16 protein-coding genes are annotated in these 15,568 nt (G+C 50.3%); 10 read left to right on the plus strand and 6 right to left on the minus strand.

Annotation, left to right across the window (positions count from 1 at the left end; translation table 11 throughout):
* Positions 1–91: 91 nt before the first annotated feature.
* On the plus strand, positions 92–1,222 hold the full coding sequence (gene lptF / locus ACCI51_RS13205; protein ID WP_371843969.1) for an LPS export ABC transporter permease LptF: 1,131 nt from the start codon (positions 92–94) through the stop codon (positions 1,220–1,222).
* The gene (gene lptG, locus ACCI51_RS13210; protein WP_299581939.1) at positions 1,215–2,276 is read left to right on the plus strand and encodes an LPS export ABC transporter permease LptG; all 1,062 of its coding nucleotides are present in this window, start codon (positions 1,215–1,217) and stop codon (positions 2,274–2,276) included. The genes lptF and lptG overlap by 8 nt, the downstream gene beginning before the upstream one ends.
* Positions 2,277–2,281: 5 nt before the next feature.
* Here the strand turns inward: lptG and ACCI51_RS13215 are convergent, their stop codons facing one another.
* The 3 genes from ACCI51_RS13215 to ACCI51_RS13225 form a co-directional block, all read right to left on the minus strand.
* Entirely contained in the window at positions 2,282–2,773 is a 492-nt protein-coding gene (locus tag ACCI51_RS13215; protein WP_371843970.1) for an RDD family protein, read from the minus strand.
* A gap of 76 nt (positions 2,774–2,849) precedes the next feature.
* Complete coding sequence (locus tag ACCI51_RS13220) at positions 2,850–3,338, minus strand: hypothetical protein (protein WP_299581944.1); 489 nt, start codon at positions 3,336–3,338, stop codon at positions 2,850–2,852.
* A gap of 387 nt (positions 3,339–3,725) precedes the next feature.
* Positions 3,726–4,442, minus strand: coding sequence for a class I SAM-dependent methyltransferase (locus ACCI51_RS13225; RefSeq protein WP_371843971.1), 717 nt, complete (start codon positions 4,440–4,442; stop codon positions 3,726–3,728).
* A 74-nt stretch (positions 4,443–4,516) separates the two neighbouring features.
* Here ACCI51_RS13225 and ACCI51_RS13230 point away from each other — a divergent pair, with 74 nt between their 5' ends.
* The 4 genes from ACCI51_RS13230 (at position 4,517) to ACCI51_RS13245 (ending at position 7,901) form a co-directional block, all read left to right on the plus strand.
* Positions 4,517–6,151 (plus strand): GMC family oxidoreductase, encoded by a 1,635-nt coding sequence (locus tag ACCI51_RS13230; RefSeq protein ID WP_371843972.1) that lies wholly within the window; start codon positions 4,517–4,519, stop codon positions 6,149–6,151.
* On the plus strand, positions 6,148–6,951 hold the full coding sequence (locus ACCI51_RS13235; RefSeq protein ID WP_371843973.1) for a putative RNA methyltransferase: 804 nt from the start codon (positions 6,148–6,150) through the stop codon (positions 6,949–6,951). Before ACCI51_RS13230 ends, ACCI51_RS13235 begins: the two co-directional genes overlap by 4 nt.
* A gap of 70 nt (positions 6,952–7,021) precedes the next feature.
* The gene (gene tadA, locus ACCI51_RS13240) at positions 7,022–7,477 is read left to right on the plus strand and encodes a tRNA adenosine(34) deaminase TadA (RefSeq protein ID WP_299581956.1); all 456 of its coding nucleotides are present in this window, start codon (positions 7,022–7,024) and stop codon (positions 7,475–7,477) included.
* Complete coding sequence (locus tag ACCI51_RS13245) at positions 7,464–7,901, plus strand: potassium channel family protein (RefSeq protein ID WP_299581959.1); 438 nt, start codon at positions 7,464–7,466, stop codon at positions 7,899–7,901. Before tadA ends, ACCI51_RS13245 begins: the two co-directional genes overlap by 14 nt.
* Before the next feature lie 24 nt (positions 7,902–7,925).
* Here the strand turns inward: ACCI51_RS13245 and ACCI51_RS13250 are convergent, their stop codons facing one another.
* A complete protein-coding gene (locus ACCI51_RS13250; protein ID WP_299581962.1) occupies positions 7,926–8,681 on the minus strand; it encodes a glycosyltransferase family 25 protein in 756 nt (251 codons plus the stop codon).
* A gap of 829 nt (positions 8,682–9,510) precedes the next feature.
* Between ACCI51_RS13250 and ACCI51_RS13255 the strand changes: the two genes are divergently transcribed.
* Entirely contained in the window at positions 9,511–10,710 is a 1,200-nt protein-coding gene (locus ACCI51_RS13255; protein ID WP_371843974.1) for a multidrug effflux MFS transporter, read from the plus strand.
* 74 nt (positions 10,711–10,784) lie between these two features.
* Positions 10,785–11,438, plus strand: a complete 654-nt coding sequence (locus tag ACCI51_RS13260) for an SGNH/GDSL hydrolase family protein (RefSeq protein WP_371843975.1) — start codon at positions 10,785–10,787, stop codon at positions 11,436–11,438.
* 61 nt (positions 11,439–11,499) lie between these two features.
* On the opposite strand, the gene ACCI51_RS13265 is transcribed toward ACCI51_RS13260, so the two are convergent.
* Positions 11,500–12,003, minus strand: coding sequence for a lactoylglutathione lyase family protein (locus ACCI51_RS13265; RefSeq protein WP_299581971.1), 504 nt, complete (start codon positions 12,001–12,003; stop codon positions 11,500–11,502).
* Positions 12,004–12,098: 95 nt separating this feature from the next.
* On the opposite strand from ACCI51_RS13265, the gene ACCI51_RS13270 reads away from it, so the two are divergent.
* The gene (locus ACCI51_RS13270; RefSeq protein ID WP_371843977.1) at positions 12,099–12,968 is read left to right on the plus strand and encodes a LysR family transcriptional regulator; all 870 of its coding nucleotides are present in this window, start codon (positions 12,099–12,101) and stop codon (positions 12,966–12,968) included.
* Positions 12,969–12,993: 25 nt separating this feature from the next.
* Positions 12,994–13,833 carry a nucleoside deaminase gene (locus ACCI51_RS13275; RefSeq protein ID WP_371843979.1) on the plus strand — a complete coding sequence of 280 codons (840 nt, stop codon included), beginning with the start codon at positions 12,994–12,996 and terminating at the stop codon, positions 13,831–13,833.
* 423 nt (positions 13,834–14,256) lie between these two features.
* Here ACCI51_RS13275 and ACCI51_RS13280 read toward each other — a convergent pair whose 3' ends face one another.
* A complete protein-coding gene (locus ACCI51_RS13280; protein ID WP_371843981.1) occupies positions 14,257–15,258 on the minus strand; it encodes an AraC family transcriptional regulator ligand-binding domain-containing protein in 1,002 nt (333 codons plus the stop codon).
* Positions 15,259–15,568 lie beyond the last annotated feature (310 nt).

A 15,568-nucleotide genomic window follows, 5' to 3' on the forward strand; every position in this document is an offset into this window, starting at 1 on the left:
TCGCTTATGGATTGCTGTAGCCAATGGGAAACTTGTTCAGTTTGAGTCCAGATTTCGTCACACCGCTGTCACCAAGGAATTCGTTCGCACTGTGATTATTTTCCGCTATCTCTGCCGTGAGCTGCTGTTTGCCACGCTGGCAGTCAGCGCAGTTCTGCTGTTAATGGTGATGAGTGGCCGATTTGTGAAATACCTTGCGGAGGCTGCTGCAGGGGATATTTCGGCTAATATCCTTTTTTCCCTGATGGCATTCCGCCTGCCGGGGTTCCTTGAATTAATCTTGCCGCTGGGATTATTTGTGGGAATCCTGCTGGCCTATGGGCGTCTCTATGTAGAGAGCGAAATGACGGTGCTGCACGCTTGTGGTTTCAGCGAGTGGCGCCTGTTGTTTTATACCATGGCGCCGGCTATGGCCGTGGCTTTGTTCGTGGCCTCTATGAGTTTGTACCTTACTCCCGCCGGTGCAGAGCGCTCCAACCTCATGCTCAATGCGGAAAAGGCTCGCAACGAGTTTGATCACCTGGTACCTAAGAAATTTATATCCACCAGCGGTGGCCAGGCGGTGTATTACGCCGAGGCCCTGAGCGAAGATAAGTCCACCATGTTGGGGGTGTTTCTCGCTGAGCTGGGAGCCACCGATGCGGAGACAGAAGCGAATCACCAGGTGGTGATTCGCGCTCGTGAGGGCGTGCAGCAAGTCGATCAAGAAACAGGACTGCGCTACCTGGTATTACGTGATGGGTATCGTTATGAAGGTATTCCAGGGCAGCGGGAATACCGGCAGATGGCATTTTCCAGCTACGAAGTCTTGATGGAGGCGCCTCAGCTGCGCAACCGTTGGCGCGACCAAATGGAGTCGGCACCTACTCTACAGCTGGTCGGTAGCGATGACCCGAAGGAAACGGCCTTTCTTTACTGGCGCCTGAGCTTGCCGGTGTTGGTGCTTGTGGTTGCCGTATTGGCGGTGCCACTGTCGCGCACCAACCCTCGTCAGGGGCGCTTTATCAAAATGTTTCCCGCCATACTCTTGTATCTCATTTACCTGGTAATTTTACAGGGGGTTCGCGGGGCTATTGAGGATGGCAAGTACACCAACCCAGCGGTGATCTGGCTGGTACATCCGCCGTTCCTTCTTATCGGACTTTTGCTCCTGGCGATGAGGAATTGGCGTCGCAAACCCAGACCGTTGCCGGAAGGTGTTAAGGAGTCGGCCGATGCTTAAATTGGATTTGTACATTGGTCGTACCATTGCCCTGGCGGTTTTTGTGGTACTGCTTATCATTCTCGGCCTCGATATTATCTCTGCTATCGTGGACCAGCTGGGCGATCTCAAGAAAGACTATGGCTTTGCTGAGGCCGTGCAGTACGTTCTGTGGAAGCTGCCCGCGCGCATCTACGAGCAGCTGGGTTTCTCGGCTTTGGTAGGCTGTATGGTGGGGCTCGGGACACTTGCCGGAACCAGTGAGCTCACGGTGATGCGCGCTGCCGGTGTATCTATAGGCCGAATTGCCTGGGCGGTGATGAAGCCGATTATCCTGCTTATTTTTATCGGCTTGGCCCTGGCTGAATTTGTGATTCCCAAGACCAATATCATCGCTGAGAGCAATAAAGCGCGGGCCCTGGGTGAACTCGAGGCGAGCGGTCTGGAAAGTGGATTATGGCTAAAAGACAGCGGTGAATTTGTACACTTCAATGCCGCCCTGCCGGATGGCGAACTCTATGGTGTCACGCGCTACAATTTTGCCGACAACCGCGAACTTAAGTGGGTGGAGTTTTCTGAAAGGGGGCACTTCCAAAGAAAGCAGTGGCAACTGGAGAACAGCCGCAGCACCAGGTTCCAGGAGGAAAATACACAAAGTGAAGTGCTGCCAACAAGCGTTTGGAAGGCGGAAATTTCCCCGGAGCTGTTTGCGCTCATAGTGCCTCTACCCTCGGATCTGTCGCCGCGTAGCCTTTGGGCTTACGGTACGTTCCTAGACCGCAAAGGTGAGGACTCCGGTCGCTACTGGCTGGAGTTTTGGAAGAAGCTGTTGCAGCCGCTGACCATTGCCAGCTTGGTGATGGTGGCAATTTCCTTCATTTTTGGTCCGCTTCGTGAAGTCACCACAGGCCTCAGAGTCTTCACCGGTATCATGGTAGGGATCATTTTCCAGACGGTACAGGGGATGCTTGGTCCCTCATCACTGGTGTTTGGCTTCCCTCCGCTGCTCGCTGTTTTGGCCCCCGTGTTGCTGTGCTTTGCTGCGGGCTGGCTGTTACTCAGGCGAGCCCGCTGAAGCGCTTACTTTTTCCTCTTGGGCAGCACACGTACCTGCGATTCAGAAATCAGGTCGTGCCAGCTGGCTTTGTCCGACCGGGCCCAGGCGGAAAAATAGCCGAGCCCCAGGCAGGCAATAGATAGCGGAGCGACGATGGCTCGCAGGATACATTGGCGCCAAGTGAGCTGTACCCCGTCCGGGTTGGCTAAAATCAGGCGCCAAGCACGCATGCCAACCGTCTGCCCGGCTACACGCCAGGACCAGAAAAAATAGCCGGCGATGACCGCCACAGCCCCCAACTGATAGATCGGACCGCCCACGCAGGGGCGGTAATCCATGGCTTCCGGCTGACAATTCAATCCACCCAGCACTGACGCGATGGGCAGGGCAATAAAGCCGTAAACCATCATCAATCCCATCAGGATCAATAAGTCGTACATCAGTGCTGCTAAGCGCCGGCCAATACTGGCAATCGGCAGCTCTGGAAATGAGGAAGGGGTCTTCGAGGTGCTCACGGCTATCTCCGCCAAATTCAATTGGCGGAGATTCTAACAAACCTGGAGGAGGGCAAGGATAAGTCGTCTGCCAGAGTTAAAATTCGTACTCGAAGGAAACCTTGAACTTATCGTCAGATAGGCTGATCCCGTAATCGACCGAATTGCCTATCTTGCCGCTATTAGTGGTATAGCGCAGCAGGCTCCGCTGAACCGTGCGCTTGTTGCGCTGCTTGTAGGTTTCCCAGCCTATCTTGAGGATTTTTGATAGCGCTCTACCGCCCGAGGTTGGGCGATACTCACTGGGGTAAGTATGCATTTGCAGCCATTGGTAATTGAGGCGCCGCTGTGTACTGTTCATGGAATTATTGCGGAGAAAGTCTGCGGCCTGAAACAGTGCGGCATTGTCCATAGCGAATGCACTGTCGCTAAAAAACAAATTCACCGATTGTGTATTCAGAGCTTGCTGGGAATCGGGAATAAATAATTCATCGGCGGTGCAGAAGCAGCAGGTGGGTAATAAGAGCAATCCAGTGGCCTTGGCTAAGGCATTGCTCGGTCTGATTCTGAAACTGCAGAGTGCCATTATTTCTACCCCAGGGTGTTACATCTCATTTGGATAGCCGCAAGCGGTCGTTAAATTTATTATGGGACACCCAAATCAAAGCGTTGCCCCATAGAAAATAGGCGGCTTCTACTACTTCACTTACTGGACAGTCGGAAATTAAGAGGTATTTCCCGGAAAGCCGCATGGATTGGATGCTTTTCTATTTTTGTCCAAGCAGTCGGGCCTGTGAGTAGCGGGACGACAATGTTTTTTTATTATTATTTTGATATGGCCACACAAAAGTTAATGAAAAATTAGTATTGAAGTGAAGCCTATTTAATTAAGTCGGTAGCGGATTCGACGGGACCTAAATACTGGGGTGTCGCTGGAAATATCTATACTGCATATTTGGCGCCACGCATTTATTCAATCAGTGTTGTGTGGCAAAGGGCGAAATTGCCCGATCAGTATCAGTGAGGCGGGTTTGTTTGTTACGGGGTTGATGGGTTCGCGTAATGAAGAAAGCGTCAAACCGTTTTCACAAAACAGGTTGACCCAGCTGGCGAGAGTGCGGAAATACCAGGGCGCCGCTTCCTGAAAATTGCCGTCTATTCCCTCCCAGCTACCGGGTCGCCAACCATCGTGGTAGCCCTCGTCACCACAGGAGGTGAGTGGATGCAGGGTTTGCACAAGAAAATAGCCCTGCGGATTTAGCAGAGAGCGGGCTCTGCTGAAGACAGCATTTGTGGCTTCCCGGCCGATGAGTGAGAAGTTGCATACGAGTACATCGAATTTATGCCCAAAGGCTTGTGGTTGGAGATCTTCGTAGCGCAGAGTGCAAAAGTGTTGTCGTACTTGCCCGCGACGTTTGGCTTCAGCGATTAATTCTGCGACGCCATCGATACCACAGACCTCTATCCCCTCTGCCGCCAGGCAGCGGGCGAGCCAGCCTTCACCACAGCCAATATCAAGCACATTGGTGGGGTTGTGTGTCAGGATGGCCTCCATAATGGCGCGGTCGGTGGCTAGCCTACGGCTGGGTATCTCCGCTCGATCTATAACCTTGACCCACGCCTTTGCATTGCTGTGCCAACTTTGCAGGACTTTAATGTCGCTGAATTCGTAATCCTTCACCTTTACCATTGCAGATCCCTGTAATTTTATTCGTGTTGAGTGTACCGTCGTGTGAAATCCAGCTGCAAAGGTGCTGAGGTCCCATGTCCACTCAAATGGTGTTTGATTATGTGATCGTAGGTGCCGGCTCTGCCGGCTGTGTATTGGCCAACCGGTTAAGCGCTGATGAGCAGCACCGGGTTTGTCTATTGGAGGCGGGGCCACCGGATCGTAGCCCACTGATCTCCATGCCCCTGGGGATAGGAATGCTGCTCTCGGGCACTAACTATAATCTCCACCACTTCACTGAACCACAGCAACACCTGCATAAGCGGCGCCTGTTTTGGCCGCGAGGCCGGACTCTCGGTGGTAGTAGCTCTATTAATGCAATGGTTTACATTCGTGGTCAAGGTGAGGACTATGATGCCTGGGAAGCCACCGGTAATCCGGGCTGGGGATGGCGCGATATCCTGCCTTATTTCTTAATGGCCGAGGGCAATGAGCGTGGTAGCGATGCTCACCATAGTGGCTATGGCCCACTTACCGTTAGCGACCTGAAGTGGAAGACCGAGTCTGGCCATGCATTCTTGCGTGCAGCGCTGTCTGCGGGACACCGAGCAAATAGTGATTTTAACGGCGGTCATCAGAGTGGCGTTGGTTTTTACCAGGTCACTCAGCGAAGAGGGCGGCGATGCTCGGCAGCCGCAGCCTATTTACACCCGATAAAGAAGCGCCCTAATTTACGTGTGCTAACTCGCAGTCCTGTGGCACGCCTGATACTGAAAGGTGATAGGGCAGTGGGGGTGGAGTTACTCAATGGCAAAAAAATCCTGGCCAATAAGGAAGTATTGCTCAGCGCCGGAGCAATCCAGACTCCGCACCTACTACTGCTCTCGGGCATTGGTCCTCAAGAGGAGTTACGCAAATTTAATATTCTGCTACAGAATCACCTGCCGGGAGTGGGTAAAAACCTCCAGGACCATTTGGATATCACTCAGGTGGTGGAAACTTCGGCTCCAGTTACTTTTGCCAATGACTTGTGGGCGAAACTGAAGCATGCGGTGCGTGCGCCTGAATGGTTCTTCCTGAATCGTGGTCCAATTACCAGTAATGTCGCTGAAGCTGGTGGCTTCGCCAGTTCAACCTTGGCTCATGGCCGCCCAGATGTACAGTTCCACTTCTCTGCAGTGCCAACTTTTGATCATGGTTTCAATAAGCAATCGGGGTATGGTTACTCGCTGCACGCATGTGCATTGCGTCCCAAAAGCCGCGGTGAAGTAACGCTCAATACCGAGGATCCAAAGACACTGCCGAGTATCCAGCCCAATTATCTGAGTGATCCAGAGGATATGCAGGTGATGCTTGAGTCGTTCGAAATGGCTCGGGACATCATCCATCAGGAAGATCTACAGCGTTACCAGAAGCGCCTCTGGTTACCGGAACAGAAGCTCACCAGCAAGGCTTCCATCAAGCACTACATTCGTCAGCATGCCGAGACGATTTATCACCCGGTGGGAACTTGTAAGATGGGCAATGATGATCTCGCTGTTGTCGATGCGGAGCTAAAAGTACACGGTGTGGATGGACTGAGGGTTGTAGACGCCTCCATAATGCCGGCCTTGATCAGTGGCAATACCAATGCGCCGGTGATCGCCATTGCGGAGAAGGCGGCAGATCTTATCTTGCGGCGCACTCCACCATCGTTGATGAAGAATACACAAGTTCAGGAAGTTGAATGATCTGGCAATGTCCCCTCTGCGCAAAGCCATTGACGCTGGGTAAAGATGCCTGGCTCTGCAGTAACCGGCACAGTTTTGATCGCGCTCGGGAAGGTTACGTAAATTTATTACCCGTTTATCGCAAGCGCCGCAAAGATCCTGGGGATTCCACCGAGATGTTGCATGCGCGTCGCCGTTTCCTCAAGGCGGGCTACTATCGTCCTTTGGTCGAGGCGATTACCGCACTACTGCCGTACCGGCCGGGGCGCCGGCTTTTGGATATCGGTTGTGGGGAGGGCTACTATTTACGCCAGCTGGAGTCTGCCGGCTGGCATGGGCACGCCCTGGCCGGGGTGGATATCTCCAAGTCCGGAGTGCGCATGGCGGCGAAATCGGATAGCGCGGCCCAGTTTGTCGTGTCCAGTAATGCCAATTTGCCGGTTGCCTCAAACAGTGTGGATCATTTGCTGCGTATTTTTGCGCCGGCACCGGATACTGAGATGCTGCGGGTAATAAAGGAAGGGGGGCATTTACTGGATGTCTCTCCCGGACCGGATCATCTGTGGACCCTGAAAGGGCATCTCTACCGGGAAGCACGCAAGCATCCCGCGCCTAAGCTGGTGGAAGGTTTATACCCGGAAGTCGACTTACGCTGCTGTTTTCCCTTCGAGCTGCGTGGGCACGCAGCGATTTCGGACTTTCTTGCGATGACGCCTTTTGCCTGGAAGGGTAACCGGGAGGCGCGAGCGGAACTGGAGCAGCAGGAGAGTCTGATACTTGAGGCGGACTTTATTGTGCGCCGCTTTATCAAGCGCAATTAACTTGGCAGCGATTGGCGTACGCTGTATGCGCGCGCTGGCATTTTGTGTCGTAGAGGTATAAGAAAGATTTATGGCAACACCGAAAGACTATGCATTTATGCGCAGAGCGCTGGAGTTAGCACAGCTTGCTGCAGAAAGGGGAGAGGTGCCGGTCGGGGCGGTACTGGTGCGCGAAGGCCAGGTCATCGGTGAGGGCAGCAACCGGCCTATTGGCAATTGCGATCCCAGTGCCCATGCGGAAATTGTCGCACTGCGCCGTGCCGCTGACGCTGAGCAAAACTATCGTCTGCCAAACACTACGCTTTACGTCACTATTGAGCCCTGCACTATGTGTTTTGGCGCTCTTATGCATGCGCGGGTTGGGCGTTTGGTCTTTGGCGCCAATGAGCCTCGTGCAGGTGTGGTTGAGAGTCAGCTGAAATTGAGCGAGGCCGGCTTCTTCAATCATAAAATTTCGGTGGAGTCGGGTGTAATGGCAGAGGAGGCCGGTAGGCTGGTTCGCGAGTTTTTCCATGATCGACGCTGAAATGTCTTTTGCATTTGCGGTGAACTGCATCCTCGTTGCCACCGTTGTGCTCATCCATCACGAGGTGCTCAACGCCCTGGTACACCTTGGGCGCTGGCTGCATGTGCGGCATAACCTGGCCATTGTGGTGGGTGTGTTTGGCGCACTCTTGGCGCATATCGCCGAGATCTGGCTTTTTGCCTATGGTTATTACTTTATGGTCAACTCGCCTTATTTCGGCACCCTGGAAGGGAATTTTAGCGGCAGCCTGCTCGACTGCGCCTATTTCTCTTTCACGACCTACACATCACTGGGTTTTGGCGATATTGAACCCCTGGGACATCTGCGCTTTACCGCTGGACTCGAGGCCTTGACCGGACTGGTGATGATCACCTGGACCGCCTCTTTTATGTTCCTGAAGATGCAGCGATTTTGGGATATTTAAGCGCGCCCAAACTCAGGATAACAATTAGAGCTTCATTCGTGCGGTACGCCCTGGGCGCTGCTTGGGCTTGCTCGCCGGGTAGAACTCTTTTTTGTAGCGATACAGGTAGACATGACGCTCAATACTGCGCCACAGCTTGCCAAAGGGGTGTAGCCAGTAGAGCCAGCGGGCAACTTTAGCCCTAGCGATATTGGATTTTTCGATACTGGACGTGTGTGCGGTTTCCCACAATATATGGGGTTCCACCCCATAGAGCTTCAGATCAAACTGCCAGAAGTGATCAAAGACCTTATCGATAGGTTCGAACAGTTGGCTGGCATGCCCAAGCACTTTTTCCATACCTCTGCGGTTCACCAGGTAACCCTGGGCACCACACCAACCCCGTTCCGGACGTACGAGTTTGTGTATACCGTCGTTTAGGACGCGGATGACTTTGCGTTTTCTTACCTTTAAGCCCATTAACCGCACCATCTCCACCTCTGGGGGCAAGCGTTCGAGTTCGGCCAATACCCTGCCGAAGTCCTCTTCCAGTTGGACGTCGTCCTCGAGAATACAAACTCGCTGAAGACCAGCTTGGTACGCTTGGCGAATAGCCCGTAGGTGGGCCAGGTAGCAGCCGATTTCGGAGTTTTTTAATTCACAGAGGTGCCGCCAACGGGTGGTGGCATTGGCTAGGGTCTCGCCGGTTTCGAACCTGGGTATACCATTGCGTCCATCGACACCAGCGACCTGATTGGCACGTAAGCGCTGAGATTTGAGTGAGCCTAATAACTCGTGCACATCGCCCCCCTCCGGGTACAGAGTGATCACCCAACAGGGCGTGTGGGCAATAAGAAAAGGGGTTTTTTGTTGTCTGCGCTCAAGGGGTGAGCGGGTGCGTAGCGGAAGCCTCGCGGCCAAGCGTTGACGAGGGCGCGGTTGCAGTCTCTCAACCTTTAACTTTGCTAATGACCTGGCCGGTGTACTCTTACTCCTGTGAGTTTTCCCCTGTGTCATAGTCTGCCGCCAATTTGTAAGCGGTAGGAGCTTCTGTTGAGATCGGCCTGCTCAAGAGGTGAGATATTGCGTCGGTGCATATTCACAGTCTCATAGAGAAATAGAGCTAAATGAGTACAGGAGTTGATAGCATAATTGCCTTGGGCGAAGGGTTTTCATGTTTTTGTGCCCAGTTTTCGACCTGTGGGCACTACTCTCCTGTACCAAGCCTGTTGAAATTGTTGCTAATGGTGGATCTTAGTGTCCGACTTTTGGGTCGGCACGGATGTTGGTTGGTCTGTGGTCAGGATGCTTGGCGGAAAACATTTTTGAGGGGGCTGGAGAGTTTTGTACCCCTGAGTAAGGGCCGGCAAGGGGCATGGGTACCCAGGCTAAGAAATTGGGCAGTTTGGGCCGGAGGCCTATGAGGCATGACGGAGAATTAAGGCGTATAGACGTGTATTCGCAGTAGCTCGCAAGAGAAGGGTATTCTCTAGAGTTCCTACGTGAGCGAGAAAATAAGCTGTTGTTACATTTAGGCTCGGAATTTTCTCTAGTGGGGAAAGTATATTCTCTGGGCGTTTTACGCTGGGCGTTATGTTAAGTTTTTGGAACCTGGTATTGGGAACCTGATATGAAGTTGGATTTTTTTAAGATGGCCCTCATTCTTGGGCTGCTGAGCTGCGTTGGCCCTATTGCCATCGATATGTACTTGCCGGCTCTGCCCGATATTGCCCTGGGGCTAGGTGCACCGGTGGAGGCTGCGCAGTACACCCTGATGTCCTATTTTATTGCCTTTGGAGTGTGTCAGCTATTTTATGGCCCTGCATCGGATATGTTCGGGCGAAAACCGCCACTCTATTTCGGTTTGGTACTTTTTACACTGGCGTCTGTTGGCTGTGCTTTAGCGCCCACGATAGAGTCGCTGATTGTACTGCGATTTTTACAGGGGGTTGGTGCCGCTTCAGTGATGTCGATCCCAAGGGCGGTAATTCGTGATTACTACACTGGCACCCAGGCCACCCGATTGATGACAACTGTGATGTTGGTGATCTCTATATCGCCGATGCTTGCCCCACTGATAGGGAGTGCTTTGATTATTCCTTTTGGCTGGCGTAGCGTGTTTTTACTTATTGCCCTGCTAACCCTTGCCAGTTTAATACTGGCGATAACCAGCCTGCCCGAAACCCTGCAACGAGAACACCGGGTGCCTTTTCGCTTAAATGCCATGTTCGGTGCTTTTTCCACATTGCTACGCGATCCTGTTTATGTGGGCTTGACTTGCATTGGTGGTCTGGGTATCGCCAGCTTTTTCTCTTTCCTGGCTACGGCCTCTTTTTTATACACAGACTTTTACGGACTGACACCAACGGAATTTAGCCTTGCCTTTGCCTTAAATGCGCTGGGGTTTTTTACCTCAAGCCAGTTTGCCGCAAACCTTGGTGTTCGCTATGGCTCTGTGGCAGTGGTTAAGTGGGCCACCGCTGGCTTTGCCGTCAGTTCCCTGGGAATGTGCATGGTGGTTTTTTCAGGCTTCGACCAATTTATCTTGCTGGTGGCGATGTTACTGACCTGCAATATTTTTCTGGGGTTAGTGATTCCCACGTCCATGGTTTTATCCCTTGAAGAACATGGCCCTATTGCCGGTACTGCGGCCGCTTTGGGGGGCGCCCTGCAAATGTTACTCGGCGCACTGGCTATAGTTGTGACCAGCTTGGTATTTGATGGCACACCCCTGCCGCTGACTGCAGCCATAGCCGTTTGCGGTATTAGTGCACTGGCTATATCCCGCTTAACTTTGCGGGGCATTGCTCACTTGGCGGTGCCATACTAGAAGCCGATTTTGGGCCCTGGTGGCAAGGGGCCAGATTTGAAGCTTCTTTTCAGAACAGGCTGAGGTTCGGCTAGATGGAAAATATTCTGGTTTATTCCGATAGTGTCTCCTGGGGAATCATTCCCGGTACCCGCAAACGCTTGCCATTTAGTCAGCGCTGGCCGGGTGTTTTGGAATCTTGCCTAAATAGAGACGGCCGCAAGGTGCGGGTGATTGAAAACTGCCTCAATGGACGTAGGACCGTTTGGGAGGACCCGTTCCGGGCAGGCAGGCGGGCGGTGGACGGCCTGGCGCAAGTGATTGAAATGCACTCTCCGCTGGATTGTGTGCTTTTAATGCTGGGCACCAACGATTTCCAGGATACCCACGATAACCGGGCCTGGATGTCCGCTCAGGGAGTGGCAAAATTAGTGTCAATAATCCGGGAGGCCCCCACAGAACCTGGTATGCCAGTTCCTCAGATTCTAATTATTGCTCCCCTTGCGATTGTTGATCCCAAAGGTATGATCGGGAATAAATTTACCGGTGCTGAACAGCGCTGCAGAGGGTTTCCCCAAGAATTGGACAATGTTTCCCGTGATTTGAACACTTTATTCTTGGATGCAAACGCCTGGGTAAAAGTCAGTGAACGGGATGGTGTGCACCTGGATGAAGATCAACACGAGATACTCGGAAAGGTGATTGGCGACTTCCTAGTGAAAAGTCCTGTTTTTGATAGGAAGAAATAACACACCGGGTGGGACATCTCTTCATGGGCACCGGATCTACCGGTGCCAGATACCGCCGGGGTTAACTGTAGGCACCACTACTGTAAACCAGCTCGTAACTATGGCTGTAGAGCTCCAGGATGTTGCCAAACGGATCTTCCATATACATCATTCGGTAGGGCTTTTCTCCAGGGTAGTAATAGCGGGGTTTAGACATGCGTTTTTTGCCCCCCGCAGCCACGATACGCTCGGCTAGCTCTTCCAGGTTGGGGTCCTGCACACAAAAATGGAATATGCCGGTCTTCCAGTATTCAAAATTATTCTCGGGATTTTCCTGTTGAGGGAATTGAAATAATTCGACCCCGATGCGGTCTCCTGTCGATAAATGCGCTATACGAAAACTGCCCCAGCCCCCGCCAAAAACATCCGTACACATATCACCGATGGCACTGTGATCTTCCTGAATCTCCGTGGGAGACATGATTAGGTACCAGCCCATCACTTCGGTGTAAAACTTCACTGCGGCCTCTAAGTCCGGAACCGAAATACCAAGATGGGAAAAATTCCGCGGGTAAATGCCTTTCATAAGCTTATCTCCAGTGTTTGTGGTGGGGATAAAGTTACACTGTAGAGTCAATTACATATAATTATGATTGTTAATCATTTTAAGTAACTATTGTAATGATAAATCCGGTATGGCTGCGTAGCTTTTGTACTCTGGTAGAGCTGGGCCACTTCACACGCGCTGCCGAGCGCTTGCATATGACACAGTCTGGCATCAGTCAGCATTTACGTCGGCTGGAGGACTTTCTAGGATTGGCATTGATCCAGCGTCAGGGGAAGCAATTCACACTGACCGAGGCCGGTGAAAAGCTCTATCGCGAGGCCCAGGATCTCGTTGATTCCCTCTCGACACTGGGGCAACGCCTTGGCGAAGACCCCGCTTATGAAGGATTGGTGAGAATCCACTCTCCTGGCAGTGTCGGCCTTAAGCTCTACCCCAAATTACTGCGTGTGCAGAGAGAACATCCGAAACTGGCCGTAGACTATCGTTTTGCGCCTAACCAGGGAGTAGAAGAATCCATACTTAGATACAAGGCGGATATTGGGTTTATGACTATGCCTTCAACACTCACAGAAATCGCGAGCCAGCCTGTGGGTAGTGAAGAGCTCCTATTGGTGACTCCTGCGTCAGTCAAGCGGGTCGATTGGAGAGCGCTGTTGCAGCTGGGTTATATCGGTCACCCGGATGGCGCCCATCAGGCGGGGTTGCTACTAGGCGCGAATTTTCCCGAATTTCAACATGTAGATATGTTTAGGCTAAAAGGGTTTTGTAACCAAATTAGCTTGATCCTAGAACCTGTCAGCTTGGGGTTGGGTTTTACAGTGTTACCTGCTCATGCCGTAAATGCTTTTCACAATTTTGAGCAGATTAAGTTCCATCGTATGGAGTATTCTATCAGTGAAACACTATTTCTGATTACCCGTCGTCACAAGGTTATACCGGCACGGGTAAAAACTGTGATTTCTTTAGCCAGGGAGTGGCTTTAATCAACTGAAATGCTTCGGGCGTTGTATGTTGCGTTTTATTTTCGTTTTATATTTTACTGTGCTTGCCTTGGGGGCTCGGGCTGAAGTACCGCCTAACTCTCCTATACAACAGGAAAAAGACGAGATACTCATGTTGCTTGCCTACTCGGTTGCTTATCTGGGCTGGGTAGATCCAAAAGACAAGCCAAAGCGCGGTTACAATATTGCGGCAGTCCTCTATGACAATACTCAGGAAAAAATCGTAGGTGTGCAACGCAATGCTGTAGGTTTGTGCCGAGATAAAACTCAGCATGCCGAGGTGCGGCTAATGCAGCAGTGTATCCATAGTAAGTGTCGTGGAAAAGATACTGATTACCTGGGCAATGCCACGATTTATAGCACTCTGGAACCATGCATGATGTGTGGGGGTATGATGATTTTTCTCGGTGTCTCCAGGGTTATTTATGGTCAGTCCGATCCGGATTTTGGTAAAAATATAGAAAGACTACAGCAGGATTTTAGATCTGATTGTAAATATAAGGCAGAGTCAGTAATAGGTATAGAAAGAGTTTGCAAAATAGATGTCCCGGCTAATTATAGATCCAGAAAGATAATTTCAGAGCCTTCCACCTTGTTGCAGAGAGCCCAGTTGGATGGGGCATTTGCCAGCTACCGTTTAATATTTGGCAGTATAATTACAGAGTTTTTGATGGGTGATGAGGCTGAGAATATTTATCGAGTTGCCCACCAGCGTTTGTTGGAGTACAAGCCTGATTACCAAGAAAATAGTGCCGTACTGTTAGAAAGTCAAATGCAATTGAAGAAATTAAAAGGTAATGTGGGAGACCTTGATCGCTGTTTAATAGGAGGTCAGCACAAACATTAATGTTGTAAAGTGTTTGTCTTTAGGGGGGGCTTAATGGTTGATTTTCTGAGAGTGAATATTGGATTTGTGGGCAGCCTAATTACTAGTTACATTTCGAGAGATGCGTCTTTATTTTTTTAAATTTTGGAGAAGGTCAAATTCTCAATGTTTCCATAGCAGAAATTTAGCCTATAACGCCATTAAAGCTCTTAGATAAAATACCAAGCCTATAAGGGTGCCAGTTGATAGTCATGGAATATGTGTTCCAGGTTGATCGGAAAATCTATGGGGCGGGCTGAAGATAAAACAATTCATAGTCGTATATCTCGCTATCATCCAGGGGCATACTACTCGATTTTATGGGGGGGCACCTTGGCAAATAAATTATCTTTCAGGAATAATTTCTCCCTATTAACTTTGAGTTTAATTTTTTGGTTTGTCAGGCTAAGTAATATTCCAGCGTTTGCGGGAGTCTTCAAGCGCTATAGTTGTTGAAAATCCTAAGGCTTTTGCAATTTGCGTTGCATCCATAGATTGGACATCTAGTGAATTAAATTTCTCCCTTCGAGCTGCATCTAGTATGCGCCTGAAAGATGTATTTTGTTCATTAAGGCGTATCTGCAAGGAGCGCTTATGCACCTGAAGGATGTCTGCTAGGAAGTCCAGGCTAGTAGCGCCCTCAGGTAAATAATTTTTTATGATGTCTTTGCAGCGATCAGGTAAAGATTCATCAGACTTCATTTCTTTAAGCTGTTTTTTAGCAGTCAGTTTATTCAGGTCGAGAGAGGGTTTTCCGGGGCTGCATAATTCTTTGTTGAGAATCGTGTTTTCAAAACTGATGCAGTTTTTGTTGTGTCCGAAAGCAATGGGAACATTAATCAATGAGGCAGCACGACTCATCAAATCGGGATTATGGTGAGTGAAGTGAATCATTGGATGACAGCTTTCATAATCGACAATAATATCAGAAATCAGCTTGAAGATAACTCCAATATTCAATTCGACTTGGCATGTGGTGAATGGCGAAAAGCTGGGGATTAAAATATCAAAGCTGGAGCGCACGGTCCCCTTGCTAAATAATCCTTGATAACCTTGTGTGCCAAGTTGCTGGAATTGGGTGCCCAGGCTAACAAGATGACGAACGGTAGGACAAGTCATCAAGACATGTGCAAAGGCCTGAATGCTGGAGATTGAAACATCCAGACCGGTACGAAATGCTATAGTGTTATCACAGAAATAGTTGGATACTTCCTGAAGCGCCTGCCCTGTCAGTCTAACCGGTACACGATGTTGTAGGTTTTTTAGCTTGGGGTAATGCTCACCATATATTTTTTCTAGCCTGTCTTTTGGGAACCCCAGATGTTGCCAGTACAATACATGACGATAAGTGGAAGTTGCCAATCCTGTTGGCTCAGAGCTATACAGTTCCTGGATATTGATGGCCATATTAAAATTATTTTTTCACGTCATTAACAATCTATTTCATCGGTTGATGAATATAAAATTATGTATATCGATTTCTTGAGTTAAGTTATTTATAGCATGAAGTTAGCGTCAAAAATGTGAAGTTGAACCGATTTTTGCCGGATAACCATTTACGTTATGATAAGATCAGAGTCTTTCTGCTTGTGCGGCTGATAACACATCAATGTGCTGTCGAGCTATTCCCTGTTTTAGGGGGGAGGCAAAAATTTATGTTTCAACTGGCTGCTGTAAGGGGGAGGATAGTGTCTACTTACTTTTAGTAGTCTAATGA

Origin of the sequence: Microbulbifer echini (assembly GCF_041447225.1) — a bacterium.
GTDB lineage: Bacteria > Pseudomonadota > Gammaproteobacteria > Pseudomonadales > Cellvibrionaceae > Microbulbifer > Microbulbifer echini.

Coding starts and splice junctions, on each gene's coding strand:
- lptG (WP_299581939.1), top strand. CDS start 1,215: ATGCTTAAATTGGATTTGTACATTGGTCGTACCATTGCCCTGGCGGTT.
- ACCI51_RS13220 (WP_299581944.1), bottom strand. CDS start 3,338: ATGGCACTCTGCAGTTTCAGAATCAGACCGAGCAATGCCTTAGCCAAG.
- ACCI51_RS13225 (WP_371843971.1), bottom strand. CDS start 4,442: ATGGTAAAGGTGAAGGATTACGAATTCAGCGACATTAAAGTCCTGCAA.
- ACCI51_RS13230 (WP_371843972.1), top strand. CDS start 4,517: ATGTCCACTCAAATGGTGTTTGATTATGTGATCGTAGGTGCCGGCTCT.
- ACCI51_RS13235 (WP_371843973.1), top strand. CDS start 6,148: ATGATCTGGCAATGTCCCCTCTGCGCAAAGCCATTGACGCTGGGTAAA.
- tadA (WP_299581956.1), top strand. CDS start 7,022: ATGGCAACACCGAAAGACTATGCATTTATGCGCAGAGCGCTGGAGTTA.
- ACCI51_RS13245 (WP_299581959.1), top strand. CDS start 7,464: ATGATCGACGCTGAAATGTCTTTTGCATTTGCGGTGAACTGCATCCTC.
- ACCI51_RS13255 (WP_371843974.1), top strand. CDS start 9,511: ATGAAGTTGGATTTTTTTAAGATGGCCCTCATTCTTGGGCTGCTGAGC.
- ACCI51_RS13260 (WP_371843975.1), top strand. CDS start 10,785: ATGGAAAATATTCTGGTTTATTCCGATAGTGTCTCCTGGGGAATCATT.
- ACCI51_RS13265 (WP_299581971.1), bottom strand. CDS start 12,003: ATGAAAGGCATTTACCCGCGGAATTTTTCCCATCTTGGTATTTCGGTT.
- ACCI51_RS13270 (WP_371843977.1), top strand. CDS start 12,099: ATGATAAATCCGGTATGGCTGCGTAGCTTTTGTACTCTGGTAGAGCTG.
- ACCI51_RS13275 (WP_371843979.1), top strand. CDS start 12,994: ATGTTGCGTTTTATTTTCGTTTTATATTTTACTGTGCTTGCCTTGGGG.
- ACCI51_RS13280 (WP_371843981.1), bottom strand. CDS start 15,258: ATGGCCATCAATATCCAGGAACTGTATAGCTCTGAGCCAACAGGATTG.